This window comes from Psittacicella melopsittaci (assembly GCF_003585925.1).
GTDB lineage: Bacteria > Pseudomonadota > Gammaproteobacteria > Enterobacterales > Psittacicellaceae > Psittacicella > Psittacicella melopsittaci.
The window spans coordinates 1-21759 of sequence record NZ_NRJH01000057.1; the positions used below are offsets into that span (position 1 = coordinate 1).

Consider the following 21759-nt stretch of genomic DNA (forward strand, 5'->3'; position numbering starts at 1 on the left):
TAGTTTTAAAAATTAGCATAGATTAAAGCGTTGAAAAATAAGATAAATATTATATTTTAACTTTTTTATAATATTTTAAACTTTTTTTCAGTTTTGTGGCACCAGACAACTAATTACCACACTATTTAGTCAACAATTAATTAAAGTTCTTTATTTTTTCCTGCGCATTTAGGACTTTCAGGGATAATAGGTTGCTTTTCCCATTCTTCAGGTGAGTAGAGTTTTAAACTTAAAGCATGAATATCATTTGCTAGCACCTCTTTGAGCACTTTGTTTACTTCACGCTGTCTTTGAATCAGTTTTTGCTCTGCAAAAATACTGCTCACCATAATTACTTTATAGTGACTCCCTGCTTCTGGTCCTGCATGGTGCATATAGGATTCATCAATTACTTCTAGATGCTCAGGATTAAATTTTGCCTCAAGAAGCTGTTCAATCTTAATTTTATGAGGGTGAATAAACATTAAATTGACTCCTGATTTTGTTCACGGGTAATAGTGCAGCCAATTTGCTTCATTCTTTGTTCTATAGCTTCATAACCACGGTCAATATGATAAATTTCATTAACATAAGTATGACCCTTAGCCACACAGCCAGCTAAAACTAGTGAAATAGAAGCTCTTAAATCTGTAGCCTTCACATGAGCTCCAGATAATTGCTCTACCCCTTGAATATAAATAGTATTACCATTTTGACTTATTTTTGCTCCCATACGTTGAAGCTCAGGTACATGCATAAATCTATTTTCAAAAATAGTTTCAGTAACAACACTATTACCTTCAGCTAAACTATTTAAAAGGGTAAACTGAGCTTGCATATCTGTAGCTATGCCAGGATAAGGAGCAGTTATGATATTTACTGACTTAGGTCTACGTCCCGCCATATCACATGTAATACTATTACCTGAAATGCTTATTTGAGCTCCTGCTTCGCTTAATTTAGCTAAAGTAGCTTCCATATGTTTAGGATTTACATTATGACAAGTTACTTTACTACGAGAAATAGCAGCTGCAATTAAATAAGTGCCACATTCGATGCGATCGGGAATTATTTCATAGTTACTAACCCCTTTTAATTGCTCAACACCAGTAATAGTTAGCACCTTGCTTCCTACACCGTCAATTTTAGCTCCAAGAGCAATTAAAAAGTTACAAACGTCAACTACTTCAGGCTCCATTGCCACATTTTCAATATGCGAAACCCCTTTAGCTAAAACGGCAGCACATACAGCCGAAACTGTTGCTCCAACTGAAACCTTATCAAAAAAGATATTTGCCCCTTTAAGTCCATCTTTGGCAGTTGCAATTACATAACCTTCATCAAACTCAATAGTTGCACCTAGCTTTTTAAGGGCATCAAGATGCATGTCAACTGGTCTTGAGCCTATAGCACAACCTCCAGGTAAAGATACTTTACCATAGCCATACTTAGCTACTAATGGTGCCAAAGCCCAAATCGACGCTCGCATTTTACTTGCTAGCTCATAAGGTACAACATAATTTTTTATATCCTGAGGTCGAAGAACTACTTTATTATTAGCTAAATCAGCTTCAACTTGGGCACCTAAGTTTTTAAAGATATTACATGTGTATTTTATGTCCGTTAGGTTTGGAACATTATTTAAAACAATTTCTTCCGTTCCTAAAATAGCAGCAAAGAAAATTGGTAGGGCAGCATTTTTAGCTCCGCCAATTAAAATCTCTCCACCAAACTTTTGTTCACCTTGAATAATAAAGTATTCCATATAATTAAATAATCCAAAACAATGAGGTTAATTTTACCCGACTTATTATAGCATATAGAAAAAGCACCCAGAGAATTGGGTGCTTTTTTCTAGTATAAATGTTTTTGAACTTTCCATTCTTCTGGGGTAAAAGTTTTAATATGCACAGCATGAATTTCACCCGAAGAGAGAAAAGGTTTAGTTGCACGCATTATATACTGTTGTTTTTTTAATAGGCTCATATCATTAAATAATTCTGATACAGCAACTATTTTTACGTGATTACCTTCAAGAAAAAGCTTAAAATCTTCTAATTCTAATTTTTTAAGCTCTTCACCTACACGAGCTAGTAGATCTTGTTCCACTAATACTGTCTCCATTTAAAAATTAAAAGAATTTTGTAAAGAAATCATTTAAATCATATAGAGTAGCATAAACTTTTATTCGTTGTGCACTCTCTAGTTTTACTTGGGTATTAGTAAAATCCTTACTTTCTTCAATTAATCTTAAAACCGCAAGTAGGTACGCAAATCCTGAAGTATCAAGACTACTACACTGAGAAAAGTCAAGATAAATAGTATCACCTTTGAGGTTTTTCAATTCTTGAATAAATTGTTCTCGATTTTTATCTAAGGCTGCAACATTTACATGCGTTAGCTTGTCATCAAAAAACACAGTATGCGTACTTTGATTGATTGTATACATTTTTTATCTTACTATTTGCTTTGGTTAATGTCGCTAAGTACGTTATTCATGTTATTTTTAACATACTCGATTAAACCTGCAACCCCTTTTTGACGTAAAATTGGTTGCCATTCAGTAGATTTTGTATTTACTAATGAAATACCTTCAGCAGTAAAGTCAATAATACCATATTGATTATTAATATTAATCATTCTAAATTGAATATTATAACTTTGATTTGTATCTACTAAAGTTACATTAGTTGTAGCTGAATTTTGTACTACTTGAGTCGTACCTATGTTAACTTTTTGATTATTATAAAAAGACATAGCTTCGATAAAAGCATTAACCATGTAATCTTCAATTACATTTCTAAATTCAACTAGTTGTTCTCTTGTCGCTGTACGCGTATAAGTATTTAAGAGACTTAGAGAAATATAGTTAGTATTGAATAAAGGTAAAACGTTAGTTTTAATATCATTACGAAGTTGTTGATTATTAACACTTACGTCTTTGTATTTTTTAATAATCTCAATTGCATTATCAATTGCAGCTGTAGTTACAGCCGTTGGGTTAGCACGATCAACAGTACTAACATTTACAATTGCAGCTTGAGCAGGTGTTGCAACAACTATATTTAAACCTAATACAGGAAGAGCAACTAACAGAGAAACTAGAATACCTTTTACTTTTAACATTTTAAATTCCTTTATTTATCACCGAAAGCAAATTTAGAAATTAAGTCTTCTAAATCAATTGCTGATACAGTGTTGGTAATAACTGAACCATTAGTTAACATTTTAGTTGTTCCAGGCATATCAAAACCTACTCGTAGGTCTAAATATTTATCACCTAGAATACCATTTGTTTTTACAGATAAAGTCGAATTATCTGGAATTTCATTAAATTGTTTTTCGATTTTAATTGTAACTTTAGGTTCGTAAGTAACTGGATCTAAAGAAATATTTTCTACATAACCGATTTGTAAACCACCAATTTTTACGGCAGCGTTATCTTTTAGACCGTTAATATTAGTAAAGGTTGCTGAAACTGAATAGTAGTCTTTTGCACTATTGAAAAACTTAAAGCCTATATTCAATGACATATAGACAAAGCAACCAATTACAAAAAGAATAAATAATCCAACGAGAAATTGAATTTTAGCTGAAACTCTCATTTTTAATTAACCAAATAAATAAATTGTAATTAGCACGTCAATAAATAAAATTCCTAAAGATGAAACTACTACAGTATCTGTAGTTGCTTTAGAAACCCCTTCTGAGTTAGGAATACATGTATAACCTTTGTATACAGCAACCCAAGAAATAAAGAAGGCAAATAAAATAGATTTATAGAAACCGTGCAGGAAATCATCTAAATTAGTATAACTTTGAATAGATCCCCAGAAATTTGCGTAAGGAATCTGTTTCCAATCAATACCAACTAAAGCGGATGCAAGTATAGCTAAAGCCATAAAAGCAATAGTTAATAATGGCATAGAAATTATTGAAGCCCAAAAACGAGGAGCAATAATTCTTCTTAGGGGGTTTACAGCCATCATCTCTAAAGAGCTAAGTTGTTCGGTAGACTTCATTAATGCAATCTCTGCGGTTAAGGATGAACCTGCACGACCTGCATAAAGTAAACCTGTTACTACTGGAGCTAACTCACGGAGTACTGCAATTGCAGTCATAGTACCAACAAAAGATTCAGCACTAAAAGTGGTTAAAGCTTGATAAGATTGTAGTGCTAAAACTGCCCCAATAAAAAACCCTGCTATACCTATAATAGGTAATGATCTTACAGCTAAGTTATAAATTTGTTTAATTACAAGGGGAAAATGGCGTAGGTCTGGTTTTGCTATTAAAGATTGTAATAACATTAATCCTGCATAACCTACATTAACAATAAAATTAATAAACCATTGCCCTAATTTTTGAATTAGTACAATCATAATAAAAATTATTTAGCGTCTTTATCAACTTGAGCAAAAAGCTCAGTTTGATAATCTGGAGCTGGTTTATGGAATGAAATAGGACCATCAGACGATGCAGTTAAGAACTGAACCACATATGGGTCCTTACATGCTTTAACTTCTTCAGCAGTTCCTTCAAAAAGAACTTTACCATCCATAAGAATATAGCAGTAGTCCGCAATAGTTAATACTTCTTGAATATCGTGCGTAACTACAATCGAAGTTAAACCAGCAGTTTGATTTAAATCTTTAATTAATTTAACGATTACCCCAAATGAAATTGGATCCTGACCCGCAAAAGGCTCATCATACATAATTAATTCAGGATCTAAAGAAACAGCTCGAGCAAGAGCAACACGTCTTTGCATCCCCCCCGATAGCTCACTTGGAAATAACTCATGCGTTCCACGTAAACCAACTGCTTGGAGCTTCATTAGTACTATCATACGGATCATTTCTTCACTTAAATCCGTATGTTCGCGTAAGGCATATGCCACATTATCAAAAACTGACATATCATTGAATAGAGTTGCTGATTGGAACAACATCCCCATATTCTTACGCATATCATATAAATCTTTTGTTGAAGCAAAACTAATTGATTCCCCGTTAAAGAGAATATCACCTTTATCAGGTATGAGCTGACCACCAATTAACTTTAGCAATGTGGTTTTACCTATACCTGAAGGTCCCATTACTGCAGTAATTTTCCCCTTTGCAAAATTCATAGTAAGGTTTGAATAGATTTTATTACTGCCACGAGAGAAATCAATTCCTTTTACTTCAACGATATTATTGTTTGTTGCAGACATAAATTTTGTGTTTATCTTTTATGTGTTTTGTTGATGATATATAAATATATCGGTTAAAAATCAAAAATAAACCTTGTTGTAGTAAAATATAATTTATTGTTTTTATTATGATTTCCGAAAGATTATTATATAATAAATAACAAAGGTTGTCACAAGAAAAAGTGAACACTCAGTTAATATTTAATTTACTTTTAAGGTTTTTTATGAGCATCGACATTATTAAACAAGAACTGCTTGAGGCCAAAAGTACACTAGAAAAAGTTCTCGAAAACAAAGAACTCTTAAATCGTTTAAATAATGCAGCCGCAATAATGGTTGAAGCATTAAAAAACGGAAATAAAATTATTAGTTGCGGAAACGGTGGTTCTCACTGTGATGCCATGCACTTTGCCGAAGAGCTATCAGGTCGTTATCGTCAAGACCGACCAGCTTACGCCGCTATAGCAATCTCTGATGTATCCCATATTACTTGTGTGGGTAACGACTATGGCTTTGAATATGTTTTTAGTCGATATGTTGAAGGACTGGGTAAACCAGGTGATGTCCTTCTTGCAATTACTACCTCTGGTAGCTCAGAAAATGTTGTAAATGCTTGTCACGCTGCTAAAAAAGCAGATATGAAAGTTATTGCCTTAACAGGTAAAGACGGAGGTACTTTATTCAAATATGCTAACTTAACAGACGTTGAGTTACGTGTACCTCATGTTGGTTATGCAGATCGCATTCAAGAAGTTCACATTAAATTTATTCACATTTTAATTATGCTCATTGAACAGGGCCTTGCAGCATAATAACAAAAATTCCTCTGACTTTAGGGTCAGAGGTTTTCTATTTATTACTCTTTGTACTAAATTCCCAATCTACATCCGCTAAATCCTTCCAAACCTCTTCAACGTCAGTTGGACAGCCGTTCTTTTGTAATCTACTAACATAAACTTGAGCTTTTTTAATTAAAGTTGGTAAAGCTAGAGCAATTTCTTTCTTTTCCTCTTCTTGAACAAAAAGAATAAAAATGTACTTAGCTTTTAAGCCCGCACTTAATTTGTAAATACACGGCTGTTTTAAACAAACAAGGTGAAGTTTAGAATGAGGCTGTTCATTTGCTATTACGCGTAAAAATACTGCCTGCTCACCTATATATTGTGAACCCTGTAAATCACGGTAAACGACTTCTCGAATTAAATTGTTAATTTTTTTAGTATTAAAATGTTTAAACTCGCGCTTAATTACTTCTAGATAAATAGATTTAACTCGCTCTCCTTGCAAGTCTAAATAAATAGAGTCAGTGTTAACCAAAGAGATAAAATTGGTCAAAGCATGAGTTACATCAGGTAATTTAAAGTCATTACCGTTATAATCACACCCCAAAGTAACCTTAGCTATGCTTACATTATCTTGCTCGGTTACAGGACTTAACTTAATAAAAGTGTTGGCAAGAATACTCGAAGCTAAAGCTTGCTCGCTTACAGTTATTTTTTCTCCTGCTATTTCTTTACCTTTTAAATCTATTTCTACTACCGAATATTTATATTGGTTGAGAAATTGATTGGCACTATTACGGGAAAAGTTAGAACTTATTTCAGGCTCTAAATGTAAATTAACTGTTGGCGTTTGCGTTTTAAGTTCCTGGGCAAAGGCATTATTAAATTGCTCTAATTCTGCTGGATGAGAACTTATTTTTTCAGATACGGCAATGAACTTTTGTTGTGCATAATCCGCCTGATACGGCAAACCTTTTTCTCCTGTCAGATCATAAACAGTTTGACTCGTATCAATGATTGCTCGATGTTCATTTTCATCTTCTTTACCTACATTTGCCTGACAAAGGTAAGTTTTAGGAAGATTAATTTCGGCATGAGGAGCGAGAGAAACAAGCAATTTTTTTACATGATACCCTTTGTTTTTCTCACTTCCATCATACTTTTGTACAATTATTTTTTTATTCTTATCTCTTTCGACCAGAATAAAATTTAATAATTTTTTTATAAAACCAGCCATAGATTATAGATAGTCTTTAGGAATATATAATTCCTGCACTCTTTCATTTGCTTTAACTTCATCAGGAGTCCCTGAAGCTATAACATGACCTTGACCTATAATATATGCTCGGTCACAGATTTCGAGAGTAGCTTTTACGTTGTGATCGGTAATTAAAATACCTATCCCCAAGTTTTTTAAAGCATAGATATTATTTTTTATATCTTCAACCGAAATAGGGTCTACGCCCGCAAATGGCTCATCAAGCAAAATGAATTTTGGGTTGGCAGCCAATGCTCTGGCAATCTCGACACGGCGTTTTTCCCCACCTGATAAAGCTTGCCCTACAGAGTCTACAATATGCGTAATATGGAACTGCTCAAGAAGTCGATTTAATTCTTCTTCTCTTTGCTCTTCATTTAAATCTTTGCGCAATTGTAAGACTGAATAAATATTGTCGCGGACACTTAATTGACGAAAAATACTTACTTCTTGCGGTAAATAACCTATCCCCATTTGTGCTCTTTTATAAATTGGGAGATTAGTTATACATTGATCGTCAATAAAAATATCGCCAGAGTCTTGTTCAACTAAGCCGACAATAGTATAGAAGGTAGTTGTTTTACCAGCCCCGTTTGGACCAAGCAAAACTACTATTTCACCTGATTTTACTTCTAGGCTAACATCTTCAACTATAGGTCTTTTATAAGACTTAGCAATATTTTTTACAGATAATTTATGTTCGGTCATCTTATTCCTTTACATTATTAATTACTGTAATCACTTGGCTACCACTGTTACCAGAGGCATTTATATTACCTGTTTGCGTGTTGTACACTAAAGTTTTACCTGTAATTTTATTGCCATTTAATGTGGCAGTACCATCATTGGCGGTTATTAAGTTCGCATTTACATCAAATTGTAGTCTTTCACATACTAATTTGAAATTTTTCTCGTCATTTAGTACTGTAACATTTTTACCCGTAGCAACTATTGTTCGTTTGCCATTAATTGAGGTTACAACTACTCTATCAGCAGTAATTGTTGTGGTTTGATTATAAACAACGACAACATTACCCACAAAAACCGAACGTAGGTTACCATCATTTAACTGCTCTAATTCTTGGCTGTTAGACTTGATTGAAACCGTATTACCTTGGTTAGCAAATGAGTACAGAGGAAAAATTAAAATAATCGAAGCTAAAATATACTTAAAAAGTTTTAACATTTTTATAAAAACTAGAATCCGTAATTAGTTTCAACATCACCTTCAAGAGTATATCTATTCTCTTTTAAGAAGAAACGAAAGCCTGCAGCTTTTGTCGTATAGCTTTGTCCAAAAATAGTTATAGGACTATTACTAGAAAGGATGTTTGTATTTAAATTAAATTCAGCGTTGCTTAAATTTGCCCGTTCAAAACGGCTATCATTTATTGTAAAAATTTGTACAGGGTTATTAAATCTTATAATCTTATTTTCTAAATAAGCTGTACTCGTACGCATAAATACTGAGTTATCAAGATTTTCCTGATTTAATGAATAAGCTAAAACGTTATTAAAGTTAAAAGTGTTGTCTTGTCCCTTGGTAACTGTAGAACTTATTACAACATATTGACTATTTCCTAAAGGATCAAAATTACTCATTACTGCATTGGTTAATTCCATTTGCGGGAGAGCAACAGGAGCATCTGCTCCCGTTGTCTCATCATCATTGGTATACAATGAGTAAAATCCAATTGAAATAGCTAAAAGAACAAACACAAAAATTAATCTTTTTTGGATAATCATTACTTTAGATATTAATTGAAATTTTTATTAATTAGCGTCATGCCAAAATTCTTGTAATGCTTGTCCCATATCTGAGCTAGTATCATTTGCAATCATAATTAAATCGCAAACTTCACGCACTGCACCTGTGCCACCCGAGTTTAAAGTTACATATTTAACATATTTATCCACCATAGGGTGACGGTTTGGTACTGAAATAGGTAAGCCCACTACTTTAAATGCAGATATATCGATAAAATCATCACCCATGTAGGCAACTTCTTCTGGTTTTAAACCATATCTTTGCATTAACTCAACTAGGAATTTTCCTTTATCAGCTACTCCAGCAAAAAAGTCATTTTCATCTACTTTAAGAATTTGGGCTCTATGTTCAAGAGCTTTATTTGAACGCCCTGAAATAATTGCAACATGAAGACCATATTTTTTACTTCTTGCAATTGGATATCCATCTAAAACACTGTAAGATACCCCTACAGCTGTGTCAGAATCATAATAGTGAACTTGCCCTGGAGTCATAATTCCATCGTTATCAAGAACAAGTAATTTAATCCCTTTAAATAAATCAATTGCTTGTCTTGCATGCTGGCGATAATCTAACATTTAATTCCCCTTTATGTAGTAAAAGTGTATTCCTATATTATAGTGGCAAAAGTAAATTTTTTTAAGTTAAATTCCAGAGTTAATTAAAGCAAGATAATTTACAATTCCGATTACCTTACCTTCTTGATCTAACACAGGGAGAACACTTATACGTTTTTGTTCCATAACCTGTAAGGTGCCATAGGCTAAATCATCTACTTTACCAGAAGTAAAGTTTTTGGTCATGGCATCCTTTATTGGCGTATTGTAAATATCTTGATGCTGGGTAATAAATCTTCTTAAGTCACCATCGGTAAATATACCTAAACATTTAGGGCGTTTATCTTCTAAGTTATCAACAATTAGCACACAACCTAAGTTTTTCTTCGACATGGTCACTAGGCAATCGCTTATCATCATATCCGGTAAAACATAAGGAATTTCTTTATCTGTTTTCATTAAATCATGATTGGTAATTAATAAGCGACGACCTAAAACCCCAAATGGATGTGATGTAGCAAATTGACCTTTAGAAAGGTTTTTCTTATCGATGAGAGCAACTACTAAACAGTCCCCTAGCACTAGGGTGTTTGTTGAAGAAGCAGTTGGAGCTAAGTTTAATGGGCAAGCTTCTTTAGTTACATTTAAGAGTAAATACACTTCACTGTATTTAGCTAAAGTAGACACTGGATTATTGGTAATACCTATAACCTTAACGCCATGCTTTTCCAAATAAGGGAGAAGACTATTAAACTCATGGGCTTCACCTGAGTTAGAGACATAGATTACCAGATCATTGTCGGTAATCATACCCGCGTCACCATGCCCAGCTTCACAAGGATGAACAAAAAAGGAACTTGTTCCTGTTGAAGCAAAACTAGCTGCTATTTTTTTAGCTATATGCCCAGATTTACCTATTCCCATGCAAATTAATTTACCTTTACATTCATTAATTAAGTCACATGCTTTGACAAATTCAGGGGAGTTAATAGTTTTTTCAAGGTTTTTAATTTGCTCAACTTCTATGTTTAGAGTTCTAATTGCACTTTGTCTGTAGTCACTCATGATTTTTTATTATTTGGTTACTTTTTCTGGATTAATAAAGTTTATCCAGCCTTTTATATTGTAAATTTTGCTGTATAGCTCATCAACATTTGCGTTAAAAAATACAACGCGATTGATTAAATCTAAATCATTCGGGGTCAGTAAATGTTGATTTTCAATAAAGTATGCTAATATCAAGGCTTGCTGATTTAGAGCTAGTAATTTAACTTTTTGTAAGACACATTTAGTTTGTAGATTAAATTCTGGAGAAAAAGAAGCACAGAACACATCTAAATCAAGTTGCATAAATAAAAGTTGGAAAAAGTTGTTCGACAAGTTTTGCAGATTTTGCAAAACATTATCTCTCAACGGATTAGATATATTTATATTTTGCTCAATTTCAAATAAATTTGAAGCTAAAACTTGCTTTTGCTCCTCACTCTTTAAAACTACATTAAATAAAACCTTCTGATAGGTATTTTCTTGCTGATCCTCAGCAACCACTAATAAGGACTTATTAAAGTACTTATTAAGAATAGGTTGAGCTTGCGAGTAAGTATTATCATAAATGAAATAGTCTATATCTTTGACTCTAATAATGTTATCTGCATACTCATAGATTTGATTTAGCTTTTGATAATACAAAAGTAAAACTATTGCTTGTGGTAAAGGAATCGCCTTTATTTCTTTAGCATAAGTTGTTGACGCTTGCTCATAGCTCGTACTATACCAACTCAAGTTCTTTAACACCCTTTGGCTTTGTTCTGCCTGGGCAATAAATGTAGCCTGAGGTGTTATTTCCTTAAAGGCAAAAGTTAGACAATTACTCGTTTGTTCGAGGTTTTGACATAACTTTGCATAATTTTGTTCTGGGGGTTTAGCTTTATTTGCTAAATTTACAGGTGTATAGGATATTTGGTACGCTTTAACATTATAATAACTATCAGTTGCTTGACTTATAGTTAGAGTTGGAGAACTTTCAGTGTTGCGTTTTTGCAACACAAAAATATTTACTATTACTATTACAATAAATATTAAAAGTCCTAAGATCAAAGAAATGTAAAAGAAAATTCGGTTTTTCCGTTTGTTTAAAAAAGCATCTAACAAATATACCTCCTTGGTGCATAAGTCACCTTAGGCAAATACTTTTTCCAATTATACCAAAATCCCGAACATTAAATTTCTTCACTTGCTAATCTTTTATGTATTTTACAACACAGGTCACATTTTTAACGTCAAATTTGATCATTTTAAATCAAATTTTGGCATAAATATATAAGTAAAAAACTCAATTATTTTTAATTGGAGTAAAATTTAGCAAAACACTTAAGTGACAATACCTTAGCAAAGATATATAAAAATTTAAGTATTTAGCTATATTTTAATTAATTTTAGGTCTTAAAGACCCTAATACCTACTTATAGATTTATCTCTTTTCTTTTTCTCTACTTTATTTTTCCTAAAATACAAACACTTAATTTAAAGCAGATCAAAAAGGCAAATCACTATCTTTATTCTCTTCCTTTTTCCTCTTCACCTATTTTAACGTATCATTACAAATTATAAACCCAATTGATTCTTCTTCCCTAAATATAACACTTAGTTTTTCGCTAATTTTACCCGTGTTAATTTTTTATATTCGGGGAAAATAATAAAAGTTATTTACTCAAATATTTTTAAACAGTGATATAATAAGCAAGTATGTGCTTTACTATTTTTGTAAATATCCCTAAGGCTAGGTACTAGTTTTTGTAGCCTTGAATCATTTGCTATTTACAAGGATTATAAAGTTTGCATACATTAGAGCTAAGTTATGAAATTTTTCATATCTTATTCAGTTAAACTGTAACTAACTTTAAGTTAGTTACTTAGCATAATTGAGGACGACTTATGTCATCTGGCAACGGAAGTGAACTAACTTTCAACAGCTACCTTGACCACCACCTCCATTTCTGGACCGTTGGTGCGAGTGAAGGATTCTGGCGTTGGAATATAGACTCACTTATAGTTTCATTTGTTCTAGGTCTAATTCTTGCACTTTTCCTCTATATCCAAGCACGAAAAGTAAGCATTGACAAACCTACTAAATTCCAAGTAGTAGTTGAAATGTTTATTGATTGGGTAAATGGTACGGCAAAAAGCTTTATTAAAGGTGATGTGAAGTTCTTTGCCCCTCTTGTAGGTGTATCATTCCTTTGGATTTTTGCAATGAACCTAGTGGATTTAATTCCAGTTGACTGGATTCCAAGATTAGCAGCCCTTATTTCAGGTAACCCTGATATTTACTTTAGACCATTACCTACAGCAGATGCGAACATCACATTTGGTATTGATATTGCTTTATTCATTATTATTATCATTGCTGGTTTCAAATCTAAAGGTCTTGGTTACTATAAAAACTTTGCATGCCATCCGTTACCAGGCATTTTCATGGTACCGATTAACCTTTTCTTAGAGATCCTAGGATTCTTTGCTGAATTCTTATCACTTTCTCTTCGACTTTTCGGAAACATGTTCGCAGGGGAAATTATTTTCATCCTCATAGCCTCTATGTATGGTATTGGTATTGTATTTGGTATTTTTGCCTTACCATTAAGTTTTATCTGGGCTTTATTACACGTGTTAGTAATCACATTACAAGCTTACATTTTCATGATGTTATCAATTGTTTACTTATCAAAAGCTTGGAATAAAGACGAAGAACACTAAATCTTATAATAACCAGTCGCTAGTTTTAAGACCTTTAACTAGCATTACATATTTAATTTAATCTTTCATTTTTTACGTTAAGGAACATTAAAATGGAGCAAACAGTATTATCTGCATATAAAGAATTAGCTGCTGCGATTATTTTCACAGGATCATCTATTGGTGCAGCTTTAGGTTTAGGTATCCTAGGTTCAAAATATATTGAAGCTTGTGCACGTCAACCAGAATTAATTCCTACAGTGCGTTCTCAATTCTTCTTAGTATTAGGTCTTGTGGATGCGGTTCCAATGATCGCATTAGCATTCGGTATCCTATACGCATTCGGCGTTATCTAATAGTAGGCACTTTTATAACAACCAAATCCTTGTTCCATTCTTAAGGAGACACAATGGATATTAATGCAACCCTCATAGGGCAATCTATAGCATTTCTGGTGTTTGTACTATTCTGTTATAAATTTATTTGGCCTCCTATTTCAAATGCAATTGAAAAACGTCAAAAAGAAATAGCAGACTCTATTAACTCTGCTTCAAAACTTCGTGAAGAAATTACTTCAGAAAAGAATCAAGCTGATCTTGAAATTAGCCGTGCAAAAGTAAAGGCTAAAGAAATTTTAAGCGAAGCAGAAAAACAAGCATCTCAAATCGTAGAGCAAGCTCATGAGCAAGCAGCTGCTAAAGCTGAACAATTAATTGAGCAAACACATAAAAATTTAGCTCTTGAAAAATCACGTGTGCAACAAGAACTTCGTGCAGAAGTAGGGGCACTAGCAGTGGCTATTGCTGAAAAAATTGTACAACGTGAACTTAATGCTAAAGACAATCAAGATATTATTGATAACGCTCTAAGTAAATTATAAACATCACGTTTTGATTTATTTTTGTTTATAACTAATTTAGAGAAAAAATATTATGGAAAACGTTACAACAGTATCTCGACCATATGCAACTGCTGTATTTGAATATGCTTTAGAACAAGCAAATAAAGAACAAGCATTAGCTTTTTGGAATGACGTTCTTCTAGCTCTCAAAGTTATTATGGAAACTAGCGTTGGTCAGGAAATTTTAGCTGAACACAACGATCATCAAGCGGAAGTAAAAAACTTTGTTGACGCAGTTTTACCAGATGAACTAAAAACCAATGAGGTTAATAACTTTTTAAATACAGTTGAAGAACATTCTCGTTTTGGTTATTTACCAGGAATCTATGATTTTTACGTAAGTTTACGTGAGAATTACGATTTACCTACCCCAGTTACTATTATTAGTGCTACAGAGCTTTCTGAAGAACAATTAAAACAAATTGGTCAATCTGTAGCTTTTAAAGTAGGAAGGGCGGTAAAACTAGATGTACAAATTGATCCAACAATTTTATCTGGAATAATTATTAAAACAGAAGACTTCTCGATTGATTGTTCAGGTCGTAAAACTTTAGAAAATTTAAGTGCACAATTAACTAAATAACTTGTGTGTTAACTAATTTCTTATTGCAAATTATCAACTGAAATTTTGTAAATAAGTAGTTAAGGATAATATATATGTCATCTCTTTCTGCTGTTGAAATCAGTGAAATTATTAAGAGCAAAATTGCTCATTTTAAAACACAAAATGATTTACAAAATTCTGGTACTGTAATTTCTGTAAGCGATGGTATCTTACGTATCAATGGCTTAAAAAATGTAATGCAAGGTGAGTTAATTGCTCTTCCAAACGATCGTTATGCATTAGCATTAAACCTTGAACGTGATTCTGTTGGTGCAGTAGTACTAGGAGACTATGCTGATCTTAAAGAAGGAATCGAAGTACAAAGTACAGGTCGCCTACTATCAGTTCCTGTAGGTAACGCTCTTTTAGGTCGTGTAGTAAATGCTATTGGTCAGCCTATTGATGGTAAAGGTGAAATCAAAGCTGATGGTTATAATCCTATAGAAGTTATTGCTCCTGGGGTAATTGACCGTAAATCAGTTGATACTCCATTACAAACTGGTTACTTAGCTGTTGACTCTATGATTCCAATTGGTCGTGGTCAACGTGAGTTAATTATCGGTGACCGTCAAACAGGTAAAACAGCTTTAGCAATCGATACAATTATTAACCAAAAAGACTCTGGGGTTAAATGTATCTATGTTGCTATTGGCCAGAAAAACTCAACAATTGCTAACGTAGTAGCAAAACTTGAAGAACACGGTGCTTTAGAAAACACTATTATTGTAGTAGCTTCAGCTTCTGAATCAGCAGCTCTACAATACTTATCACCATATTCAGGTTGTACTATGGGTGAGTATTTCCGTGACCGTGGTGAAGATGCTCTAATTGTTTATGATGATTTATCAAAACAAGCTGTAGCATACCGTCAAATTTCACTACTTTTAAGACGTCCACCTGGTCGTGAAGCTTTCCCTGGTGATATTTTCTACTTACACTCACGTTTATTAGAGCGTGCTGCACGTGTAAACGAAAAATATGTTGAAGAATTTACTAAGGGTGAGGTAAAAGGTAGATCAGGTTCTTTAACTGCATTACCAATTATCGAAACTCAAGCTGGTGACGTTTCGGCATTCGTTCCGACAAACGTTATTTCAATTACTGACGGACAAATTTTCCTTGAAACAGGTTTATTCCACTCAGGTATTCGTCCAGCGGTTAACCCAGGTATTTCAGTATCACGTGTAGGTGGTGCGGCACAAACTAAAGCAATTAAAAAACTTTCAGGTGGTATCCGTACTTCATTAGCACAATATCGTGAACTAGCAGCCTTTGCGCAATTTGCTTCAGATCTTGATGATGCAACACGTGAGCAACTAGAACACGGTCGTAAAGTTACTGAATTACTAAAACAAAAACAATATCGCCCTAAATCAGTTGCAGATCAAACAGTTATCCTATATGCAATTGAGAAAAACTTCATTAAACAGGTTCAAGTAGAACAACTTCTTGAATACTCTGATGAATTAGTTCGTTATTGTAACTCAACCGCACCTGAATTTATGGCTAAACTAAATAAAACAGGTGCTTGGGATGAAGCAACAGTTGCCGAAGTAGATCGTTTAGTTAAAGATTTCCAATCGAAAAGCACATTAGTAAATAACTAATTTGACAAACTAAGGAACTGTTATGGCTAATACAAAAGAAATAAGAGGTAAGATTGCGAGTATTGAATCTACGCAAAAAATTACCTCAGCAATGGAAATGGTTGCTACTTCTAAAATGCGTCATGCGCAAGATGCTATGGCACATAGTAAACCATATACCTCTGCTCTTAAACGTGTTATTAGTCACATTGCTAAAGCAAAACCTAATGCTAACAATCCATTTATCAAAGACCAACAGGTAAAAAGAGCATTATTTATTGTTATCTCTACTGACCGTGGTCTTTGTGGTGGATTAAACATTAATCTCTTTAAGCGTACTCTAGCAAGTCTTGAAGAATTTAATCGTCAAGGTATTAAAGTAGATGTTGCGGTTATCGGGGCTAAAGCATTAGCGTTTTTCCAAAACATTCATCAAAATATTGCCTACTCTGTAGCTAACTTAGGTGATAAACCTAAGGCTGAAGAAACTCTTGGCTTTGCTCAAGGGGTGGTAGCAGACTTTTTAGATGGTAAATACCAATTAGTGGAATTATTTAGTAATAAATACATTAATACTATGACGCAACAACCACGTCGTGAACAGTATTTACCATTACCAACTCTACCAGAAGATGTAGACCGTTTAGCTAGTGATTCTAATTGGGACTACATTTACGATAATGACGATGCTGATGAATTACTTAAATCTCTAATTGGACGTTATGTGCACAATATTGTCCACACTCGTGTATTAGAGTCTTTAGCATGTGAACAAGCTGCTCGAATGATTGCCATGAAAGCAGCAACTGATAATGCTTCTAAACTTATTGATGAGTTAACTCTTGTATATAACAAAGCTCGTCAAACAAGTATTACAAACGAACTTAACGAAATTGTTGCTGGTGCAGCAGCAGTTTAAGGAAAATGAGGTTTACCAATGTCTTTAGGTAAGATTGTTGAAATTGTAGGTGCGGTTATTGACGTGGAATTCCCACTCGATTCTGTACCGAAAATTTATGACGCACTTGAAGTTCAAGGTCTAGATCACCGTTTTGTTCTTGAAGTTGAACAACAAATCGGTGGTGGGGTAGTACGTTGTATTGCCATGGGTCTAACTGAAGGTTTACGTCGTGGATTAGATGTAAAAAACACAGGTGCGCCTATTTCTGTTCCAGTTGGTAAAGGTACATTAGGTCGTATTATGAACGTACTTGGTGACCCTATTGATGAAGCTGGTCCAATTAACACTGATGAACTACGTTCGATCCACCAAAAAGCACCAAGTTATGAAGATCAATCTGCTTCAACAGATTTATTAGAAACTGGTATTAAAGTTATTGACTTAATTTGTCCATTTGCTAAAGGTGGTAAAGTTGGTCTCTTCGGTGGTGCTGGTGTAGGTAAAACCGTTAACATGATGGAACTTATTCGTAACATTGCGATTGAGCACTCAGGTTACTCTGTATTCACAGGGGTAGGTGAGCGTACTCGTGAAGGTAACGACTTCTATCATGAGATGAAAGAGTCAAACGTACTTGATAAAGTATCACTAGTTTACGGTCAAATGAACGAGCCACCAGGTAACCGTCTTCGTGTTGCTTTAACTGGTCTTTCAATTGCTGAACGTTTCCGTGATGAAGGTTCTGACGTACTTTTATTCATCGATAACATTTACCGTTATACTCTTGCAGGTACAGAAGTATCAGCTCTTTTAGGTCGTATGCCATCAGCGGTAGGTTATCAACCTACTCTAGCTGAAGAAATGGGGGTATTACAAGAACGTATTACTTCAACGAAAAAAGGTTCAATTACTTCAGTTCAAGCGGTATATGTTCCTGCCGATGATATTACTGACCCATCTCCAGCGACAACCTTCGCTCACTTAGATGCAACAGTAGTTTTATCACGTCAAATCGCTTCACTAGGTATTTATCCTGCGGTTGACCCTCTTTCTTCAACTTCTAGACAACTAGATCCAAACGTTATTGGTGAAGAGCACTATAATGTAGCTACGGCGGTACAACATACCTTACAAAAATATACTGAATTAAAAGATATTATTGCAATTCTAGGTATGGATGAGTTATCTGAAGAAGATAAATTAACCGTTGCTCGTGCTCGTAAAATCGAACGTTACTTATCACAACCTTTCTTCGTTGCTGAAGTTTTCACAGGTTCTGCTGGTAAATACGTACCATTAAAAGAAACTATCCGTGGTTTCAAAGGTATTCTAGAAGGTCAATACGACGACATCCCAGAACAAGCATTCTATATGCAAGGTACTATTGATGAAGTTGTAGAGAAAGCGAAAACTCTTGCTAACTAATACTTAGTAAGTAATATAAGCAGAGGTCAATATGTCAGCAAGTACAATTGAACTTGTAATTGTTAGCCAGGATAATATTCTGTATAAAGGCTTTGTTGACCATGTTAACGTAACAGGTGAAGGTGGTGAATTAGGTATTTACCCTCGTCACACTCAATTACTATCTAAGTTAAAACCAGGGATGGTAAGCTTTACGGTTAACGGTGAACCCCAAGTAATTTATACTTCTGGTGGCTTTGTAGAAGTTCAACCAAATATAGTAACAATTCTGGCTGACGTTGCAATCCATGCAAAAGATTTAGATAAGGAAAGAATTCTTAAAGCTAAAGAAGCTGCAGAATCTAAACTATCTAATCTCAAAGAAGACGATATGGAACTAGTTGCAGCTAAACTTAAACGTGAAATTGCAAAACTACGTGCATATGAGTATATTAACAGCATGCAAAGCAAACGTTAATTAACAAGTATAAGGGAGGGTAAAACCTCCCTTATATCGTTGTTTCTTGCCCTTGTTCCTAGGAAAAAAGATGATATAATTATATAACTAGTGTGATTAGTATTTCCTTATTTATGTTATAAATGCATCTATACCATAAATAAGGAAATAATATGATTAAAGGATGTATAAATGGCTTTAAAATGGATTAAAAATATTTTCGGTAATTCGGAAGAGAAAAATAAACAAAAAGAGCAAGCTCAAGCTTTAGAAGAAAAAGAGCTCCAAGAAACTGAAAATAACCTTGAAGCGACCGATGATCAGCTTAACGCAGATAATGAAGCTCAAGAGCAACAAGATTTAGCAAGAGAAAGTGAGCAAGACACAGTAAGTGAAACTAATGTTCAGTCTGAACAAGAGTTAGCAAGCGAAAATAATGCTCAGACCGAACAAAACTTAGCAAGCGAAAATAATGCTCAAACCGAACAAGAGTCAGCAAGCGAAAGCAATGCTCAAACCGAACAAGAATTAGCAAGCGAAAGTAATGTTCAAACCGAACAAGACTTAGCAAGCGAAAGTAATGCTCAGAGCGAACAAGAATTAGCAAAAGAAACTAATACTGAGGCTGAACCCGCAAAACCTAAAAAAGGATTTTTCTCTCGTTTAGTAGCTGGTTTATCAAAAACAGGAGCTAACATTGGTGCTGGTTTATCAGCTCTCTTTGTTGGGAAAAAAATCAATAAAGATCTTTTCCAAGAATTAGAAGAGCACTTACTTATTGCCGATGTAGGTATAGATACAACTGATAAAATCATTAAAAACCTAACTGATCATGTTAAATTTACGCAGTTAAATGATGCCGAAGCTCTCTACAGTCAACTCAAAAAGGAATTAAAAGAGATAGTTGAACCTTGTGCTCAACCTTTAGAAATTAAAGATCATAAACCATTTTTAATTTTAATGATCGGGGTTAATGGCGTAGGTAAAACTACTACTATTGGTAAACTGACGAAAAAACTACAACAAGAAGGTAAAAGTGTAGTTCTAGCTGCAGCAGATACTTTCCGTGCGGCAGCTATTGAGCAGTTACAAGAATGGGGTGACCGTAATAACGTGCCTGTAATTTCGCAAAAACCAGGTTCTGATAGTGCTGCGGTTATTTATGACGCTTTTAATTCAGCAAAAGCAAAAGGCATAGATGTAGTTATTGCCGACACAGCAGGTCGTTTATCTAACAAAAACCACTTATTAGATGAGTTAAGTAAAATTGTACGTGTAGTACAAAAATTAGATCCTACAGCTCCACATGAAGTTATGATTACTCTAGACGCCTCAACAGGGCAAAACGCTGTAGGTCAAGTAGAAGCCTTTGATAAGGCTGTAAATATTACAGGTATTAACTTAACAAAATTAGACGGTACTGCTAAAGGTGGGGTTATCTTTGCAATTTGTGATAAATTCAAAAAACCTATTCGCTATATTGGCGTTGGGGAAAAAATTGATGACTTACAACCATTTAATGCCGATGACTTTATTCAGGCCTTATTTAAGGAAAATAAATAGTTAACTAGTATGGCTAAAGAAACAAAAACAAAAACAAAAGACAATATTAATCTTGGTTCATCTGGTACTGTAGATGTAACGGGTGAAGTAAATACAACTAACAACACAATAAACGCTTCTTATACAAATACTTCTAGTAATGTTTCTCTAGCTCCTAATGCTACTATTACAACTAACCAAACTAGAGGACAAGAAATTGTTTATTACGTAAGTGGCGTAAAATGTGTTCTCACTAAAGAGATTGAGGAAGAGTTAATTAAAACAGCTAATGACCTTGAAATTGATATTACAGAGCGTCGTAAAGCCTTTACCACTCTTCTTCAAGCTTATACTAAATACATTGAGCATTTAGTATATAAAGACTATAAATACTCAAATGTTTCTGATGATGATTTAAACCAAGCAGCTTTTGAAGGCTTTGTTGAAGCAGTTAAAAACTACGATCAAGATAAATCTAACGGGGGACGCTTAATTACTTATGCATACCACCATATTAAAAAGAATATCTCCAAGTTAGTTAACCAACTTGCCTATGCAACTAAAGCTATTACCACCAAAGATGCATCTTTAGCAAAAACTGCCATTCTCAAAATTCGTGCTGAACGTCCTTTAACTAATCAGGACTACGAGGATATAGCTAAAACTTTAAATAACAAAACAGCAAGTTATGTTAGAAGCATTGAAGGTGCATTAATTAAAGCTACTCCATTTGAAACTGATAGTGGAAATGACGATAATTATACTTACAATCCGTCTACTTTCACTACAGATGAAAATTCAGACTTTTCTAAACAGGTAGAAGAAGATGAAACATCTCGCAACCTTAGAGAAGCCTTCTTTAAAGCTTTTGCTAGTGTGCTTGATGAGCGTGAACAATATATAATCAAAGTTCGCGTAGCCGAAGACTTTTTCCCTGAGGTAAAAGCTAAAGCGACGCTTAATGAAATAGCAAATAAATTTAATATTTCAAATGAACGTGTACGTCAAATTGAAATGAAAGCAAAAGAAAAATTAGCTGAAGCTTTATCAAGATTTAGACCGACAGAAGAATAATTTACTAATTCTTACCATAT

The 21759-nt window shown here is 33.9% G+C and carries 26 protein-coding genes; 11 read left to right on the top strand and 15 right to left on the bottom strand.

The features are described from left to right. Nucleotides 1–140 precede the first annotated feature (140 nt). From CJP74_RS06585 to CJP74_RS06620, 8 genes are all read right to left on the bottom strand, one after another. Complete coding sequence (locus CJP74_RS06585) at nt 141–464, bottom strand: BolA family protein (RefSeq protein ID WP_119497509.1); 324 nt, start codon at nt 462–464, stop codon at nt 141–143. Further along, nucleotides 464–1744, bottom strand: coding sequence for a UDP-N-acetylglucosamine 1-carboxyvinyltransferase (gene murA / locus CJP74_RS06590; RefSeq protein ID WP_119497510.1), 1281 nt, complete (start codon nt 1742–1744; stop codon nt 464–466). Before murA ends, CJP74_RS06585 begins: the two co-directional genes overlap by 1 nt. Nucleotides 1745–1833: 89 nt before the next feature. Continuing rightward, on the bottom strand, nt 1834–2088 hold the full coding sequence (locus CJP74_RS06595) for a BolA/IbaG family iron-sulfur metabolism protein (protein WP_222986994.1): 255 nt from the start codon (nt 2086–2088) through the stop codon (nt 1834–1836). Nucleotides 2089–2110: 22 nt separating this feature from the next. Beyond that, nucleotides 2111–2428 carry an STAS domain-containing protein gene (locus tag CJP74_RS06600; RefSeq protein WP_119497514.1) on the bottom strand — a complete coding sequence of 106 codons (318 nt, stop codon included), beginning with the start codon at nt 2426–2428 and terminating at the stop codon, nt 2111–2113. Nucleotides 2429–2439: 11 nt separating this feature from the next. Further along, nucleotides 2440–3105: an MlaC/ttg2D family ABC transporter substrate-binding protein gene (locus tag CJP74_RS06605; protein ID WP_119497516.1), complete on the bottom strand. Its 666-nt coding sequence runs from the start codon at nt 3103–3105 to the stop codon at nt 2440–2442. An 11-nt stretch (nt 3106–3116) separates the two neighbouring features. Further along, the gene (gene mlaD, locus CJP74_RS06610) at nt 3117–3584 is read right to left on the bottom strand and encodes an outer membrane lipid asymmetry maintenance protein MlaD (RefSeq protein ID WP_119497518.1); all 468 of its coding nucleotides are present in this window, start codon (nt 3582–3584) and stop codon (nt 3117–3119) included. Between the two features lie 6 nt (nt 3585–3590). Continuing rightward, complete coding sequence (gene mlaE / locus CJP74_RS06615; RefSeq protein WP_427909969.1) at nt 3591–4364, bottom strand: lipid asymmetry maintenance ABC transporter permease subunit MlaE; 774 nt, start codon at nt 4362–4364, stop codon at nt 3591–3593. 5 nt (nt 4365–4369) lie between these two features. Continuing rightward, entirely contained in the window at nt 4370–5194 is an 825-nt protein-coding gene (locus CJP74_RS06620) for an ATP-binding cassette domain-containing protein (RefSeq protein WP_119497522.1), read from the bottom strand. Between the two features lie 203 nt (nt 5195–5397). Between CJP74_RS06620 and lpcA the strand changes: the two genes are divergently transcribed. Next, nucleotides 5398–5985: a D-sedoheptulose 7-phosphate isomerase gene (gene lpcA, locus CJP74_RS06625; protein ID WP_119497524.1), complete on the top strand. Its 588-nt coding sequence runs from the start codon at nt 5398–5400 to the stop codon at nt 5983–5985. 37 nt (nt 5986–6022) lie between these two features. Here lpcA and CJP74_RS06630 read toward each other — a convergent pair whose 3' ends face one another. From CJP74_RS06630 to CJP74_RS06660, 7 genes are all read right to left on the bottom strand, one after another. Further along, the gene (locus CJP74_RS06630; RefSeq protein ID WP_119497526.1) at nt 6023–7192 is read right to left on the bottom strand and encodes a hypothetical protein; all 1170 of its coding nucleotides are present in this window, start codon (nt 7190–7192) and stop codon (nt 6023–6025) included. Between the two features lie 3 nt (nt 7193–7195). Next, on the bottom strand, nt 7196–7921 hold the full coding sequence (gene lptB / locus CJP74_RS06635; RefSeq protein WP_119497528.1) for an LPS export ABC transporter ATP-binding protein: 726 nt from the start codon (nt 7919–7921) through the stop codon (nt 7196–7198). A 1-nt stretch (nt 7922) separates the two neighbouring features. Further along, a complete protein-coding gene (locus CJP74_RS06640; RefSeq protein ID WP_119497530.1) occupies nt 7923–8399 on the bottom strand; it encodes an LptA/OstA family protein in 477 nt (158 codons plus the stop codon). An 11-nt stretch (nt 8400–8410) separates the two neighbouring features. Beyond that, a complete protein-coding gene (gene lptC, locus CJP74_RS06645; protein ID WP_222986996.1) occupies nt 8411–8932 on the bottom strand; it encodes an LPS export ABC transporter periplasmic protein LptC in 522 nt (173 codons plus the stop codon). A gap of 54 nt (nt 8933–8986) precedes the next feature. Continuing rightward, nucleotides 8987–9559: a KdsC family phosphatase gene (locus CJP74_RS06650; RefSeq protein WP_119497534.1), complete on the bottom strand. Its 573-nt coding sequence runs from the start codon at nt 9557–9559 to the stop codon at nt 8987–8989. Nucleotides 9560–9625: 66 nt separating this feature from the next. Then, entirely contained in the window at nt 9626–10603 is a 978-nt protein-coding gene (locus CJP74_RS06655; RefSeq protein WP_119497536.1) for a KpsF/GutQ family sugar-phosphate isomerase, read from the bottom strand. A 9-nt stretch (nt 10604–10612) separates the two neighbouring features. Further along, complete coding sequence (locus CJP74_RS06660; protein ID WP_119497538.1) at nt 10613–11689, bottom strand: hypothetical protein; 1077 nt, start codon at nt 11687–11689, stop codon at nt 10613–10615. Nucleotides 11690–12472: 783 nt separating this feature from the next. Here CJP74_RS06660 and atpB point away from each other — a divergent pair. From atpB to CJP74_RS06710, 10 genes are all read left to right on the top strand, one after another. Then, complete coding sequence (gene atpB / locus CJP74_RS06665) at nt 12473–13291, top strand: F0F1 ATP synthase subunit A (RefSeq protein ID WP_119497540.1); 819 nt, start codon at nt 12473–12475, stop codon at nt 13289–13291. A gap of 92 nt (nt 13292–13383) precedes the next feature. Continuing rightward, nucleotides 13384–13626 carry a F0F1 ATP synthase subunit C gene (atpE, locus tag CJP74_RS06670; protein ID WP_119497542.1) on the top strand — a complete coding sequence of 81 codons (243 nt, stop codon included), beginning with the start codon at nt 13384–13386 and terminating at the stop codon, nt 13624–13626. Between the two features lie 53 nt (nt 13627–13679). Continuing rightward, nucleotides 13680–14150, top strand: a complete 471-nt coding sequence (locus CJP74_RS06675; RefSeq protein WP_119497544.1) for a F0F1 ATP synthase subunit B — start codon at nt 13680–13682, stop codon at nt 14148–14150. 52 nt (nt 14151–14202) lie between these two features. Further along, on the top strand, nt 14203–14754 hold the full coding sequence (locus CJP74_RS06680) for a F0F1 ATP synthase subunit delta (protein ID WP_119497546.1): 552 nt from the start codon (nt 14203–14205) through the stop codon (nt 14752–14754). Between the two features lie 74 nt (nt 14755–14828). Continuing rightward, nucleotides 14829–16382, top strand: a complete 1554-nt coding sequence (atpA, locus tag CJP74_RS06685; protein ID WP_119497548.1) for a F0F1 ATP synthase subunit alpha — start codon at nt 14829–14831, stop codon at nt 16380–16382. Between the two features lie 22 nt (nt 16383–16404). Beyond that, complete coding sequence (gene atpG, locus CJP74_RS06690; protein WP_119497550.1) at nt 16405–17280, top strand: F0F1 ATP synthase subunit gamma; 876 nt, start codon at nt 16405–16407, stop codon at nt 17278–17280. An 18-nt stretch (nt 17281–17298) separates the two neighbouring features. After that, nucleotides 17299–18687 carry a F0F1 ATP synthase subunit beta gene (gene atpD, locus CJP74_RS06695; RefSeq protein WP_119497552.1) on the top strand — a complete coding sequence of 463 codons (1389 nt, stop codon included), beginning with the start codon at nt 17299–17301 and terminating at the stop codon, nt 18685–18687. Nucleotides 18688–18718: 31 nt separating this feature from the next. Beyond that, a complete protein-coding gene (locus CJP74_RS06700) occupies nt 18719–19144 on the top strand; it encodes a F0F1 ATP synthase subunit epsilon (RefSeq protein WP_119497554.1) in 426 nt (141 codons plus the stop codon). Nucleotides 19145–19315: 171 nt separating this feature from the next. Then, on the top strand, nt 19316–20686 hold the full coding sequence (ftsY, locus tag CJP74_RS06705; RefSeq protein ID WP_119497556.1) for a signal recognition particle-docking protein FtsY: 1371 nt from the start codon (nt 19316–19318) through the stop codon (nt 20684–20686). 9 nt (nt 20687–20695) lie between these two features. After that, complete coding sequence (locus CJP74_RS06710) at nt 20696–21739, top strand: sigma-70 family RNA polymerase sigma factor (RefSeq protein WP_119497558.1); 1044 nt, start codon at nt 20696–20698, stop codon at nt 21737–21739. Nucleotides 21740–21759: the final 20 nt, after the last annotated feature.

Excerpts from the sequence above, each read along its gene's own strand:
- mlaD (WP_119497518.1), bottom strand. The coding sequence starts at position 3,584 with ATGAGAGTTTCAGCTAAAATTCAATTTCTCGTTGGATTATTTATTCTT.
- atpE (WP_119497542.1), top strand. The coding sequence starts at position 13,384 with ATGGAGCAAACAGTATTATCTGCATATAAAGAATTAGCTGCTGCGATT.
- murA (WP_119497510.1), bottom strand. The coding sequence starts at position 1,744 with ATGGAATACTTTATTATTCAAGGTGAACAAAAGTTTGGTGGAGAGATT.
- CJP74_RS06605 (WP_119497516.1), bottom strand. The coding sequence starts at position 3,105 with ATGTTAAAAGTAAAAGGTATTCTAGTTTCTCTGTTAGTTGCTCTTCCT.
- atpB (WP_119497540.1), top strand. The coding sequence starts at position 12,473 with ATGTCATCTGGCAACGGAAGTGAACTAACTTTCAACAGCTACCTTGAC.
- CJP74_RS06640 (WP_119497530.1), bottom strand. The coding sequence starts at position 8,399 with ATGTTAAAACTTTTTAAGTATATTTTAGCTTCGATTATTTTAATTTTT.
- atpD (WP_119497552.1), top strand. The coding sequence starts at position 17,299 with ATGTCTTTAGGTAAGATTGTTGAAATTGTAGGTGCGGTTATTGACGTG.
- CJP74_RS06630 (WP_119497526.1), bottom strand. The coding sequence starts at position 7,192 with ATGGCTGGTTTTATAAAAAAATTATTAAATTTTATTCTGGTCGAAAGA.
- CJP74_RS06710 (WP_119497558.1), top strand. The coding sequence starts at position 20,696 with ATGGCTAAAGAAACAAAAACAAAAACAAAAGACAATATTAATCTTGGT.
- CJP74_RS06675 (WP_119497544.1), top strand. The coding sequence starts at position 13,680 with ATGGATATTAATGCAACCCTCATAGGGCAATCTATAGCATTTCTGGTG.
- lpcA (WP_119497524.1), top strand. The coding sequence starts at position 5,398 with ATGAGCATCGACATTATTAAACAAGAACTGCTTGAGGCCAAAAGTACA.
- ftsY (WP_119497556.1), top strand. The coding sequence starts at position 19,316 with ATGGCTTTAAAATGGATTAAAAATATTTTCGGTAATTCGGAAGAGAAA.
- CJP74_RS06650 (WP_119497534.1), bottom strand. The coding sequence starts at position 9,559 with ATGTTAGATTATCGCCAGCATGCAAGACAAGCAATTGATTTATTTAAA.
- CJP74_RS06585 (WP_119497509.1), bottom strand. The coding sequence starts at position 464 with ATGTTTATTCACCCTCATAAAATTAAGATTGAACAGCTTCTTGAGGCA.
- atpG (WP_119497550.1), top strand. The coding sequence starts at position 16,405 with ATGGCTAATACAAAAGAAATAAGAGGTAAGATTGCGAGTATTGAATCT.
- lptB (WP_119497528.1), bottom strand. The coding sequence starts at position 7,921 with ATGACCGAACATAAATTATCTGTAAAAAATATTGCTAAGTCTTATAAA.
- CJP74_RS06620 (WP_119497522.1), bottom strand. The coding sequence starts at position 5,194 with ATGTCTGCAACAAACAATAATATCGTTGAAGTAAAAGGAATTGATTTC.
- CJP74_RS06600 (WP_119497514.1), bottom strand. The coding sequence starts at position 2,428 with ATGTATACAATCAATCAAAGTACGCATACTGTGTTTTTTGATGACAAG.
- CJP74_RS06680 (WP_119497546.1), top strand. The coding sequence starts at position 14,203 with ATGGAAAACGTTACAACAGTATCTCGACCATATGCAACTGCTGTATTT.
- CJP74_RS06655 (WP_119497536.1), bottom strand. The coding sequence starts at position 10,603 with ATGAGTGACTACAGACAAAGTGCAATTAGAACTCTAAACATAGAAGTT.
- atpA (WP_119497548.1), top strand. The coding sequence starts at position 14,829 with ATGTCATCTCTTTCTGCTGTTGAAATCAGTGAAATTATTAAGAGCAAA.
- CJP74_RS06700 (WP_119497554.1), top strand. The coding sequence starts at position 18,719 with ATGTCAGCAAGTACAATTGAACTTGTAATTGTTAGCCAGGATAATATT.